Here is a 12,240-nt window from a genome sequence, read left to right as displayed (position 1 = left end):
CTCTTGCGGCTTGAATGGCGGCGATTCTAGGCAGCGGTCCCCATGGCTCGTCTGTGGTTTCCACGTAAAACTACCGCCCGGGCCCGCCGCTTGACCAAATGGCCTCCGCATCGTGGCGAAATACCGGAAGGTCGCTAGCGCAAACCCCGATCAGCTCTCCCAGGTCGGCGTGCTACGCAGCACCTCGTCCATCGTGGTCACCCCTTCGGCGACCTTCATCGCACCGGCCAGGCGCAACGGGCGCAAACCGTCCTGCACCGCCAGACGACGCAGCGCCGGGATGTCGGTGTGCGGATGCAGCTGCTTGCGCACCGAGTCGCTCAGCATCAGCAGCTCATACAGGCCGGAGCGGCCCCGGTAGCCGGTATTGCGGCAGTCCAGGCAGCCCACCGGCTTGTACGGCTTGACCGCACCGTTGAGCCGCCAGGGCTTGAACATCTCGTCCAGCGATTCCCGCGAGATGTCCGGATCCGGCTGCTTGCAGCTGGGGCACAGGGTGCGCACCAGGCGCTGCGCCAGCACGCCGATGACGGTGGCATCGATCAGGTAGTTCGGCACGCCCAGGTCGGTCAGCCGGGTGATGGCCGAGACCGAATCATTGGTGTGCAGCGTGGAGAACACCAGGTGGCCGGTCAACGAGGCCTGGATGGCCATCTCGGCGGTTTCCAGGTCGCGGATCTCGCCCACCATGATGATGTCGGGATCCTGGCGCATCAGCGCGCGCAGGCCTTCGGCAAAATTGAAGTCCAGCACCGACTGCACCTGCGACTGGTTGAACGCCGGCTCGATCATTTCGATCGGGTCCTCGATGGTGCAGACGTTCACTTCCTCGGTCGCCAGCCGCTTGAGCGTGGAATACAGCGTGGAGGTCTTGCCGCTGCCGGTCGGCCCGGTGACCAGGATGATGCCGTGGGCGCGGCTGGTGAGCCGGTTCCAGCGCTCGGCATCGTGGTTGGAGAAGCCGAGCTGCGCCAGGTCCTTCACCGCGGTGTCGGGATCGAAGATCCGCATCACCATCTTCTCGCCGAAGGCGGTGGGCAGCGTCGACAGCCGCATTTCGACTTCCTCGCCGGCGGGATTGCGGGTCTTGATGCGGCCGTCGAGCGGGCGGCGCTTCTCCACCACATCCATCCGACCCAGCAGCTTGATCCGCGAGGTCATGGCGCTCATCACCGACGGCGGCAGCTGATAGACGGTGTGCAGCACGCCGTCGATCCGGAAGCGGATCACGCCCATCTCGCGGCGGGGTTCCAGGTGGATGTCGCTGGCGCGTTGGTCAAAGGCGTACTGCCAGAGCCAGTCGACCACCTGCACCACGCCCTGGTCGTTGGCGTCGAGCTGCCGGTTGCTGCGGCCGAGTTCGACCAGTTGCTCGAAGCTCGCCGGCTGGTTGACTTCGCCCGAAGACTTGGTGGCGGCCCGCACCGACCGTGCGAGGGTGAAGAACTCGGTGGTGAAGCGCGCAATTTCCTGCGGACTGGCCAAGGCCAGCTTCACCCGCTTGCGGGTGTGCGATTCGATCTGTGCGACCCAGCCGGTGTCCAGCGGTTCGGCGGTGGCGATGGTGACCTCGGTCAGGCCGACCTGGATGGGCAGGCAGCGTCGTGCCTCGGCATAGCTGGCGGACATCACATCCGCCACCCGACCCACATCCACCTTGAGCGGGTCGATGCGCACATAGCCGAGCTTGAGCCGTCCGGCCAGCCATTCGGTCAGCGCTTCGACATCCATCGGGCGCTGGCTGTCCTTGCGCAGGAGACCGGCATTGGCCAGGCGCACCAGCGGATGCAAGGCACTGTGGCCGGCGGCGAAGCGGGTCTCGGTCTGCTGCGACTGCTCGGCGTCGATCACGCCGTCTTCCACCAACCAGCGCAGCAGTTGGCGCCACTCCAGACGCTGGCCGGTGCCGGCATCGGCGGGCCGCTTCGAGCCGCCCGCACCGGCGGTGGTGCTGGGCGCCGTGGCGCTCGCGGCCGTGCCGCCGGCGCTGGCCACCGCGCCGGCCGGCTGGCCAGCGCCGCCCTTGAAGCCGGGTTCGATCTTGGTCGTGGGAGTCTTCATGGGCTCAATCCCGGATCTGGTTGATGATGTTCATCGGCAGCGGACGCACCAGCTTCAGCCACTTCTGCGCGGGCAGCTCATAGCGCGATTCGATCGTTGCGGCGCGTTGTTCCAGCACCTCGCGCTCCGGCACGCTGACGCCGCGGCCGGCGACCACCACGGTGTTGCCCTCGCGGGTCGGGGTCAGATGCCAGACCTGGTCAGACCCGAACGCCAGCGCAATGCGGGCGGCACTGCGGGCGAAGCTCGCGCTGCGGCCGAACAGGTTGACCGTCATCAGGCCGCCATCGGCCAGCACGGCGCGGCAGTGGCGATAGAACTGCTCGTCGTCCAGCACCGGGGCGGCGGCGTCATGGTCATAGAGGTCGACATTCAGGACCTGTGCCGTGCCCCAGTGGTCGGCATCGGCCACCCAGGCGCCGGCGTCGGCATTGACGACCTGGAAGCGCTCGTCATCGTCGGGCAGGTGAAACCAGTGGCGGCAGGCGCTGATCACCGTCGGATTGATCTCCACGGCGGTGGTCTTCATCTTGAGCTGCTTGCGGCAGAAGCGGCTGAGCGCACCCGCGCCCAGGCCGAGCTGCACCGCCTGGCCCTGGTTCAGTTCACGACTGTCTCGCCACAACATCCACACCATCATGCGCTGGATGTATTCCAGCTCCAACCGCTCGGGCTTCTTCACCCGCATGGCGCCCTGCACCCAGATGGAGTCGAGGTGCAGGTAGCGCACGCCGTCGAATTCGCTCAGCGTGGCGTCGACCCAGTCCACCTTCTTGTTGTTGTCGCGTTTGTTGCTCAAGGTGTGATTCCGTGGTTCGGTGTCGGGTCAAATCCCGTGGGGTGCCCGGCCAGGCCCGTCGCGGCGCGGCGTCCCGTCTGCGCCCGTTGCAGAGTAGGCGGGTTCCGGCGCCAACGCTGACCGAGGTTCCGGGTCGAGGCGGGCGCCGGTGGCCAGGTTCCGACAGTCGCGGCGGACGTGGCGGCGAGACTCAGGGCGCCGCCGAGCGGGCAGATCCCGCAGGCGCCGCCAGCTGTCGCCAGGCACGAAGCTTCTCATCGTAGGGCATCGTGTAGGCGGGGCTGGAGGACGGCAGCGCCAGGATTCGGTAAACCTTTGCAAGCGGGCCGAGTTGTCGCACGCCGAAGCGCGCGGCGGTGCCGCCGTTGAAGCCGATGGTCTGCAAGGCGGGCAAGCGGGCGATCAGGCTGGCCAGGTCGCTCGCGGCCGGATGGCGGATCGCGCTGTCCAGGCTGCCCGCGCGCTCGGTCTCGGTGATCACATCCCAGACTGCGACGCGCTGCTGGCGCAGGGCGTCGAGGCGGTCCGCGTAGGCCAGGCCCGCCAGTTCGACCCCCAGCACATCGCCCAGCAAACGCCAGAACTGATTGCGCGGATGGCCGTAGTACTGCTGCGCACGCAGCGAGGCCACGCCGGGAAAGCTGCCCAGCAGCAGCCAGCGCGCGTCCGGCGCATGCACCGGCGCCAGACCCTGCCAGCGGGGTGCGAGCGACGCCTCGTCGGCGGCACCGGCAGCGGGCGCGCCGAGGGGGCGGGGCACGGAGGGATCGGCGTGCTCCGCGGGCATCGTCGCGTCGGCGGTGCCGGAGCCGGATCCGGTCTGATCGACAGCCGGCGACCGGCGGGATCCGCGCGACTCAGGCATGGCGGGGCGCAAGCGAGGGCGGCGTGACCTCGGTCGCGGGATCGCCCGCGCTGCCGGACGTCTGAAGGCCTTCGGAAGCCACGAGGTCAGGCACCGTGCGCTCGGCCAATCCCGCCAGTCGGGGCAGCGCGGCGAGCGCATTGCGGTGGGTCACCGCCCGGGTCTCATCCTCGGTCCAACCGCGCAGCGCGGCCAAGCTGGCGCCGATGCGCGGCAGTTCAGCGGGCTCGTTGCGCATGGTGGCGCCTTGGGCGCGTTCCTCGGCGGTCTTGTAGAGCCACTGGGGCGGGATGTCGGGGGCGTCGGTCTCGGTGACCAGGGCGTCGGCGGGCAGTTCGGCGGCCAGCCGGCGGATCTGCAGCGAGCGGTCGAAGGTCACCGTGCCGCCGAAGCCCAGCCGAAAGCCCAGGTCGATGAAGGCCTGCGCCTGTTGCCGGCTGCCGTTGAAGGCATGACCGATGCCGCCGGTCGTCAGGCCGACGCGGCGCAGGCCGGCCAGCAACTGGTCGGCGCTGCGTCGCACATGCAGGATCACCGGCAGGTTGTGGCGCTTGGCCAGCTTCAGCTGCGCCAGGTAGACATGCTGCTGCCGGGCGGCGTCCAGTTCCTTGACGAAGAAATCAAGCCCGATCTCGCCGATGCCGACCAGCCGCGGATCATCGCGATGTGCGTGCAGCGCCTCGTCCAGACGCGTCAGGTCCTCGTCGGTCGCCGACATCACATAGAGCGGATGAATGCCGAGCGCATAGGCGAAGCCGTGCCGATGGGCAAGCTCGCGCACGGTGTCGAAGTTCCAGGCCGCCACCGCCGGAATCACCACCTGCGACACGCCTGCTGCGCGGGCGCGAGCCACCACGGCGTCGCGGTCCTCATCGAACTCGGCGGCGTCGAGGTGGCAGTGGGTATCGATCCACATCGAGGGCGATCCGATCTATCGGCGGCGGGGCTTAGCGGAACACCACCGTGCGATGGCCGTTGAGCAGCACCCGATGCTCGGCATGCCATTGGATGGCACGGGCCAGGGTGACGCATTCCACGTCGCGCCCGATGGCCACGAGCTGATCGGGCGTCATGCTGTGGTCGATGCGGGCGACGTCCTGCTCGATGATCGGGCCTTCGTCCAGATCGGAGGTCACATAGTGCGCGGTGGCGCCGATCAGCTTCACGCCGCGCTCATGTGCCTGGTGGTAGGGGCGTGCGCCCTTGAAGCTGGGCAGGAAGCTGTGATGGATGTTGATCGCGCGCGCCTGCAGGAACTCGCACATCTGCGGCGACAGGATCTGCATGTAGCGGGCCAGCACGACCAGGTCGATCTGCTGCTCCTCGATCAGCTCGCGGATCTTGCGTTCCTGGGCCTGCTTCTGGGCCTCGTCGGCCTGCAGCAGCGGCAGGTGATGGAAGGGAATGTCGTGCGAGGCGGCGAGTTGGTAGAAGTCCCGGTGGTTGGACACGATGGCCGGGATCTCGATCGCCAGATGGCCGGTCTGCACCCGGAACAGCAGGTCGTTCAGGCAGTGGCCGAGCTTGGACACCAGCAGCAGGACGCGCGTCTTGCGCCGTGCATCGACCAATTCCCAATCCATGGCCAGGCGCTGGGCCAAGGGCGCGAAGGCCTCGCGCAGCGTGTGCACCGAAGTGGACCCGGCGCATTCGAACTCGATGCGCATGAAGAAGCGGCGGTGGTCCGCATCACCATGCTGGGCGGAGGTCAGGATGTTGCCGCCCTGCTCCAGCAGCACGCCAGTGACGGCATGCACGATGCCGGCCTGATCGGGGCAACTGAGCTTGAGGATGAAGCGCGAGGCCGCAGCCGCGGAGGCGGCGGTCGTGGCCGCGGAGACGGAGGACGCAGCCGAAGGTGCGTGGGACGGGGCGTGGCGGACGGTCATGATGGTCCGATCGTAAAGCAGGCCTGCGCGCGCGCCCGGGCCGCACCGGGCACCGCGCCTCGTCATCGGACAAGCCTGGGTCGCGGGCCGGTGAATGCTGCGGGCGGCGGGATCAGCCCAGCGTCTGCAGCGTGCCGGCGACCAGCCGGCGCTGGTGCTCGCAGCGCATCGCCAGATCCTGGTCATGGGTGACCATGACGAAGGCGGTGCCGGACTCCCGGGCCATTTCCAGCATCAGATCGAAGACGGTGCCGGCGGTGGTGCGGTCCAGGTTGCCGGTGGGCTCATCGGCGAGCACACAGGCCGGTCGGGTGACCAGGGCGCGGGCAATGGCCACGCGCTGACGCTCGCCGCCGGACAGCTCACCGGGCCGATGGTCCACCCGCTGGCCCAGTCCGACCCGCGTCAGCACCTCGGCGGCCTGCGCGCGGGCCTGTTCCTGCGGCATGCGGCGGATGCGCAGCGGCATGGCCACGTTGTCCAGCGCGCTGAATTCCGGCAGCAGATGGTGGAACTGGTAGATGAAGCCCAGATGCTGGTTGCGCCATTGGCCGCGGGCGGCTTCGCCCAGCGACGACAGTTCCCGGCCCATCAGCTCGATCCGGCCGGTGGAGGGCTTGTCCAAGCCACCGAGCAGGTGCAGCAAGGTGCTCTTGCCGGAACCGGAGGCGCCGAGGATGGCCAGCGTCTCGCCGGCCTTCACCGTCACGTCCAGGCCCTGGAAGACCTGCACATTGAGCGGCCCTTCCTTGAAGCGCTTGCTCAGGCCCTGGCCCTGCAACACCACCTGACCGTGCGCGGCGCGGCCGGTCGTGGTGGGAGCGCTCGTCGTCGCCGGTGTTGCGGAAGGGGTGGCGGTGGCGGCAGCGGCGTTCATCGCGTTCTGGTCATTCATAGCGCAGCGCCTCCGCGGGCTGAACCCAACTGGCGCGCATGCTCGGATAGATGGTGGCGGCAAAGGCCAGCAGCAGCGAGATCACCGTGATCGGGATGATGTCCGCCCATTGCGGGTCGCTGGGCATGCTGCTGATCACATAGATGCTGGGCGGCAGGAAGGTGGTGTGCAGCACCTTCTCGATAAAGGGCACGATCACATCGAGGTTGTGCGCCACCAGCAGCCCCAGGCCGAGGCCACCGAGCGTGCCCATCACGCCCGCCAGCGCGCCCTGGATCATGAACACCCCCATGATCGAGCCGGGGCTGGCGCCGAGGGTGCGGAGGATGGCGATGTCGGCCTGCTTGTCGGTCACCGTCATCACCAGCGTCGACACCAGGTTGAAGGCGGCCACCGCCACGATCAGCGTCAGGATGATGCCCATCATCCGCTTCTCGACCTGCACCGCATCGAACCAATTGGCATTGGTGCGGGTCCAGTCGCGGATGTAGACCGACGGGCCCAAAGTGCGCTGAAGCTCGGCGCTGACCTCGCGGGCGCGCTGCACATCCTGCAGGCGCAACTGCACGCCGCTGGGCGTGACGGTGCGGAACAGCTTGGCGGCGTCCTCCACATCGATCAGGGCCAGGCCGCTGTCGTACTCGTAATGACCGGCCTGGAACACGCCGACCAGGGTGAACTGCTTGAGCGTGGGCAGCACGCCCACCGGCGTCACCTTGCCTGCGGGCGCGACCAGGGTGATCTTGTCGCCCTTCTGCACGCCCAGCTGGCGCGCCAGTTCGACGCCCAGGATCATGTTCCACTCGCCCGGCTTGAGCTGCTGGAGCAGCCCCTCCTTGGCCAGTTGGGCGGCGATGGGGGTCACCGAGGGCTCATAGGCGGGATCCACGCCACGGACGATCGCACCGCGCATGTCCTCGCCCCGGGCGATCAGGGCCTGGGCGGAGACGAACGGCGCGGCACCGGTCACGGCGGGGTTCTGCTTGGCCTGGGCGGCCAGGGCCTTCCAGTCCGGCAATCCCTCACCGGTGTAGTTCATCAGCTCCACATGCGCCACCACCGACAACATGCGGTCGCGCACCTCCTTCTGGAAACCGTTCATCACCGACAGCACGATGATCAAGGCGGCGACGCCCAGCGCGATGCCCAGCATCGACACACCGGAAATGAAGGAGATGAAGCGGTTGCGTCGCCCTCCGCGCCCGGCCCGGGTGTAACGCCAGCCGACCTGCAACTCATATGGCCAATTCATAGGGACGGGATGCTAACCGTAAGCGGCGGTCCGGGACGCCGATCGGCCGATTCCTCCCCCCATCCGGCGGTAAGACTGGCGGTGGATCCGGGTCTCCGACAACCTGTCGGATTCACCCGTTTGCGGACGAAAGTCACACGTGAAGGCGGTCGATACGCCTGACGCACGGCGTGTAGGTGATCGCCTGACAGGCCGAGTGCGCAAATGCATACGCCGCACGACGAATTCCCCTGGCAGATTGCATTCGGCGTGCGGGAGAGACTTGGCTCAAGGGAGTTGAGCCGCCATGAAAATCGCATTGATCGACGGATCCGAAATCTTTCGCCGCCAGGTGACCGAACTGCTGCAGGACATTCCCGGCGCGACCGTGGTCTGCCAGGCCGAACACGAAGATGTGGGCGTGCTGACGGTAGGCCTGTGCGCGCCGGACGTGGTGCTGGTGGACCTGACGCTGACCAGCGGCTCCGGGCAGTCCGTGCTGACGCGCCTTCGCCGGGCGGGCTACACCGGCACGGTGTATGTCGTCACCGCCTGCGATGAAACCGAGCACGGGCCCCGCTGCGGGGAACTCGGTGCGGACGGCTTCTACGACAAACAATACGACCTGCATCGGCTGATGACCGCGCTGAACGTCCTGGCCACGGCGCCACGACTCGGTGCGCAGGCGCGGCTGCGGATCGCCAATCTCTGGAGCTGAGCGGGTTCTCTCGTTCTCTGGTTCTCTGGTTCTCTGGTTCTCTGCCTCTGGATTTGCTTGGAATCGTCGGGAACTTTCTTGAGCTGAGCGTCTCCGGAGAAGGCGCCGCACACCGGCCACCGCTCGTACTGCGTTGGCGCGGCGCGGAGCCGGAGAAGCCGGCGGCCTCGTGTCGTCAGGCGCTTCGCATTCCTCCCCGAGGCCGCCGGCTTCTCCGACTCGAACCACCGAGCACCCCGCCGACAGCACGACCGCCACCATCTCAATGAACGACTGGACTGGACCGGTCCGGACGTGCGGTGCTGCGTGTGGTGTGGCGTGGCGTGGCGTGGTGTGGTGTGGTGTGGTGTGCTGGGTCGTAGTGAGCTAGGCTGTGGTGAAGGCAAAGATCCACGCCGTCTCGCAGGGTGCGGGCCAGAGGCCGCGCGGAGGAATGCGGAGCGCCTGACGGAGCGCGGCCTCTGGCTCGCGCCCTGATGCTCGGTCGACCGCAGGACCTCTCTCAGCGCCTGGACTTAGGAGGACGCCACACCGACCACCGCTCGCACTGCGTTGGCGCGGCGCGGAGCCGGAGAAGCCGGCGGCCTCGTGTCGTCAGGCGCTTCGCATTCCTCCCCGAGGCCGCCGGCTTCTCCGACTCGAACCACCGAGCACCCCACCGACAGCACGACCGCCACCATCTCAATGAACGACTGGACTGGACCGGTCCGGACGTGCTGTGCTCCGTGTGGTGCGTGTGGTGTGGCGTGGTGTGGTGTGCTGAGTCGTAGTGAGCTAGGCTGTGGTGGAGGCAAAGATCCACGCCATCTCGCAGGGTGCGAGTCAGAGGCCGCGCGGAGGAATGCGGAGCGCCTGACGGAGCGCGGCCTCTGGCTCGCGCCCTGATGCTCGGTCCACCGCAAGAGGTGGCCCCGCGCCCCAACGTGAGGGACGGGGAGCAAGCAACTGCTCCCCATGAATCCGCGTTCAGTGGGCCTCGTCCCAGTTGGCCCCCACCCCCACTTCGGCGAGCAGCGGCACCTTGAGTGCCGCGACGCCTGCCATCAGGGTGGGCACCTCGGCCTTGACCCAGTCGAGTTCGGCGTCCGGCACTTCGAAGACCAGTTCATCGTGCACCTGCATGACGACGCGTGTCTTCTTGCCTTGCTCATCGAGGGCCTGCTGCACCGCGATCATGGCGAGCTTGATGAGGTCAGCGGCGGTGCCTTGCATCGGGGCATTGATCGCCTGGCGCTCGGCGCCGCTGCGGCGTGGGCCGTTGCCGGAGTTGATCTCGGGCAGCCAGAGGCGGCGGCCGAAGACGGTCTCGACGTAGCCCTTTTCCTTGGCGAACAGCTTGGTCTCGTCCATGTAGCGACGCACACCGGCGAAGCGGGTGAAGTAGCGGTCGATGTAGTCCTTCGCCGACTTCTGCTCGATGCCCAGCGACTGCGCCAGCCCGAAGGCGCCCATCCCGTAGATCAGGCCGAAGTTGATGGTCTTGGCATAGCGCCGCTGTTCCGGCGTGACCGCGTCCAGCGCGGCGCCGAAGACCTCTGCCGCAGTGGCGCGGTGGACGTCCTGGCCCTCCTGGAAGGCCCGCAGCAGGCCGGGATCCTCGCTGATGTGCGCCATGATGCGCAGCTCGATCTGCGAATAGTCGGCACTGACGATGTGGTGTCCCGGCGGCGCGATGAAGGCCTCGCGCACGCGACGTCCCTCGGCCGTGCGGATGGGGATGTTCTGGAGATTGGGCTCGTTGCTCGACAGGCGCCCCGTCACCGCCACCGCCTGGGAATAGGTGGTGTGGACCCGACCGGTCTCGGGGTTGACCATCAACGGCAGCTTGTCGGTGTAGGTGCTCTTGAGCTTGGCCAGCGCGCGGTATTCCAGGATCTTGGCCGGCAGTGGGAAGTCGGCCGAGAGCTTCTCCAGCACTTCTTCATCGGTGGACGGCGCGCCCGTCGCGGTGCGCTTGACCACCGGCAGGCCCAGCCGGTTGAACAGGATTTCGCCAATCTGCTTGGGCGAGCCCATGTTGAAAGGCTGGCCGGCGATGTCGTAGGCGGCCTGTTCGGCTGCCACCATGCGCAAGCCGAGTTCGGCGCTCTGGGTCTGAAGCTTGGCCGAGTCGATCAGCACCCCGGTGCGCTCGATGCGCGCCAGCAGGGCCGAAACCGGCATTTCGATCTTCTCGTAGATGAATTGCAATCCCTGGTCGGCTTCCAGGCGCGGCATCAGGATCTGGTGCACATGCAGGCACATCTCCGAGTCCTCGCAAGAGTACTCGGCGGCCTTGGCCACCTCGACCTGCGCAAACGGAATCTGATGCGCGCCCTTGCCGCACAGGTCCTCGTAGCTCAGACCCTTGCGACCGAGCACGCGGTCAGCCAGCGCTTCCAGGCCGTGGCTGCGGTGCGCCTCCAGCACATAGCTTTCCAGCATGGTGTCGTAAGCCGTGCCTTGGACCGCGATGCCGTGGTTGGCCAGCACATGGGTGTCGTACTTGACGTTCTGGGCCACCTTTTTCTTGAGCGGATCTTCCAGCCACGGCTTGAGCTTGGCCAGCACCACGTCCATCGGCAGCTGTTCCGGCGCGTCCGGGCCCTCGTGACGCAGCGGGATGTAGGCCGCTTCGCCCGGCTTCACGCTGAAGCTGATGCCCACGATGTGCGCCTTCATCGCATCCAGCGAATCGGTCTCGGTGTCGAACGCCGCCAGGTCGGCGGCGTTCAGCCGCTCGATCCAGGCGTCCAGCCGGGCCATGTCGACAATGGTCTCGTACTGCTTGTCCAGCGGAATCGCCGGCGTGGGCACGTCGGCATACGGCTCCTGCGGCCGGGCACCACCCAGATCGGCTTCCGGTGCGGCGTGCTTGGGCGTCGCGCCGCCAAGCTTGCTTTCCAGCTCGCGCTTCAAGGTCTTGAAGCCGTGGCGATGGTAGAACTCCAGCAGACCGGCCTCGTCGACCGGATTGAAGGCCAGCGATTCCAGCGCCGGCCAGCCGGCCACATGCACGCACAGGTCGCAATCAACCTTCACCGTCACCAACTGGCGCCCCATGGGCAGCCAATCCAGCGCCTTGCGCAGGTTGTCGCCGGCCACGCCCTTGATCTTGTCGGCGCTGGCGATGACACCATCCAGCGAGCCGTGTTCGGCGATCCACTTCGCCGCGGTCTTGGGACCGACCTTTTCCACCCCCGGCACGTTGTCGACGGTGTCCCCCATCAGCGTCAGGTAGTCAATGATCCGGTCGGGCGGCACGCCGAACTTGGTCATCACGCCCGCCTCGTCCAGGCGCTCGTTGGTCATGGTGTTGATCAGCTGCACATCCGGCGTGACCAGTTGGGCCAGGTCCTTGTCGCCGGTGGAGATCAGCACCTGGTGTCCGGCCTGGGCGGCCACGCGCGAGAGCGTGCCGATGCAGTCGTCCGCTTCGATGCCGGGCACGGTCAGCACCGGCCAGCCGAGCAGCTTCACCACCTCGTGGATGGGTTCGATCTGTTCGCGCAGCGCATCAGGCATGGGGGCGCGCTGGGCTTTGTAGTCGGGATACCACTCATCGCGGAAGGTGGGGCCGGGCGCGTCGAACACGCAGGCGGCATGTTCGGCGCCGGCATCCTCGCGCAGCCGCTTCAGCATGGCCACCATGCCATGGATGGCGCCAGTGGGCTGGCCCTGGGGACCCCGCAGGTCCGGCATGGCGTGGTAAGCGCGGTAAAGGTAGCTGGAGCCGTCGACCAGCAGCATCAGGGGTTTGCTCATCCCCCCATTGTTGCAAAGGCCCGCGCCTCTCCTGTCAG

The 12,240-nt window shown here is 67.4% G+C and carries 9 protein-coding genes; 1 reads left to right on the top strand and 8 read right to left on the bottom strand.

Features of this window, described 5'->3' with window-relative positions:
* Positions 1–150 precede the first annotated feature (150 nt).
* From tfpB to N4261_RS07185, 7 genes are all read right to left on the bottom strand, one after another.
* A complete protein-coding gene (tfpB, locus tag N4261_RS07215; protein WP_261759515.1) occupies positions 151–2,061 on the bottom strand; it encodes a type IV pilus assembly ATPase TfpB in 1,911 nt (636 codons plus the stop codon).
* A gap of 4 nt (positions 2,062–2,065) precedes the next feature.
* On the bottom strand, positions 2,066–2,860 hold the full coding sequence (locus tag N4261_RS07210; RefSeq protein WP_261759514.1) for a spermine/spermidine synthase domain-containing protein: 795 nt from the start codon (positions 2,858–2,860) through the stop codon (positions 2,066–2,068).
* Between the two features lie 190 nt (positions 2,861–3,050).
* Positions 3,051–3,620 carry a DNA-deoxyinosine glycosylase gene (locus N4261_RS07205; protein ID WP_261759513.1) on the bottom strand — a complete coding sequence of 190 codons (570 nt, stop codon included), beginning with the start codon at positions 3,618–3,620 and terminating at the stop codon, positions 3,051–3,053.
* Between the two features lie 97 nt (positions 3,621–3,717).
* On the bottom strand, positions 3,718–4,641 hold the full coding sequence (locus N4261_RS07200) for a TatD family hydrolase (RefSeq protein WP_261759512.1): 924 nt from the start codon (positions 4,639–4,641) through the stop codon (positions 3,718–3,720).
* 31 nt (positions 4,642–4,672) lie between these two features.
* Positions 4,673–5,614 carry a formyltetrahydrofolate deformylase gene (purU, locus tag N4261_RS07195; protein WP_261759511.1) on the bottom strand — a complete coding sequence of 314 codons (942 nt, stop codon included), beginning with the start codon at positions 5,612–5,614 and terminating at the stop codon, positions 4,673–4,675.
* A gap of 112 nt (positions 5,615–5,726) precedes the next feature.
* The gene (locus N4261_RS07190; RefSeq protein ID WP_261759510.1) at positions 5,727–6,509 is read right to left on the bottom strand and encodes an ABC transporter ATP-binding protein; all 783 of its coding nucleotides are present in this window, start codon (positions 6,507–6,509) and stop codon (positions 5,727–5,729) included.
* Positions 6,502–7,761 (bottom strand): lipoprotein-releasing ABC transporter permease subunit, encoded by a 1,260-nt coding sequence (locus N4261_RS07185; protein WP_261759509.1) that lies wholly within the window; start codon positions 7,759–7,761, stop codon positions 6,502–6,504. The genes N4261_RS07190 and N4261_RS07185 overlap by 8 nt, the downstream gene beginning before the upstream one ends.
* A 286-nt stretch (positions 7,762–8,047) precedes the next feature.
* Between N4261_RS07185 and N4261_RS07180 the strand changes: the two genes are divergently transcribed.
* A complete protein-coding gene (locus N4261_RS07180) occupies positions 8,048–8,458 on the top strand; it encodes a response regulator (protein WP_261759508.1) in 411 nt (136 codons plus the stop codon).
* Between the two features lie 966 nt (positions 8,459–9,424).
* Here the strand turns inward: N4261_RS07180 and polA are convergent.
* The gene (polA, locus tag N4261_RS07175) at positions 9,425–12,202 is read right to left on the bottom strand and encodes a DNA polymerase I (RefSeq protein ID WP_261759507.1); all 2,778 of its coding nucleotides are present in this window, start codon (positions 12,200–12,202) and stop codon (positions 9,425–9,427) included.
* Positions 12,203–12,240 lie beyond the last annotated feature (38 nt).

The sequence above is a fragment of the Roseateles amylovorans genome (assembly GCF_025398155.2).
Taxonomy (GTDB): domain Bacteria; phylum Pseudomonadota; class Gammaproteobacteria; order Burkholderiales; family Burkholderiaceae_C; genus Roseateles; species Roseateles amylovorans.
Note: the sequence above shows the minus strand (reverse complement) of the source record. Positions and strands in the feature narration are given on the sequence as shown.

What these genes read in the sequence shown, in the direction of transcription:
- N4261_RS07185 (WP_261759509.1), bottom strand. Translation starts at nt 7,761, where the DNA reads ATGAATTGGCCATATGAGTTGCAGGTCGGCTGGCGTTACACCCGGGCC.
- purU (WP_261759511.1), bottom strand. Translation starts at nt 5,614, where the DNA reads ATGACCGTCCGCCACGCCCCGTCCCACGCACCTTCGGCTGCGTCCTCC.
- N4261_RS07180 (WP_261759508.1), top strand. Translation starts at nt 8,048, where the DNA reads ATGAAAATCGCATTGATCGACGGATCCGAAATCTTTCGCCGCCAGGTG.
- polA (WP_261759507.1), bottom strand. Translation starts at nt 12,202, where the DNA reads ATGAGCAAACCCCTGATGCTGCTGGTCGACGGCTCCAGCTACCTTTAC.
- N4261_RS07190 (WP_261759510.1), bottom strand. Translation starts at nt 6,509, where the DNA reads ATGAATGACCAGAACGCGATGAACGCCGCTGCCGCCACCGCCACCCCT.
- tfpB (WP_261759515.1), bottom strand. Translation starts at nt 2,061, where the DNA reads ATGAAGACTCCCACGACCAAGATCGAACCCGGCTTCAAGGGCGGCGCT.
- N4261_RS07200 (WP_261759512.1), bottom strand. Translation starts at nt 4,641, where the DNA reads ATGTGGATCGATACCCACTGCCACCTCGACGCCGCCGAGTTCGATGAG.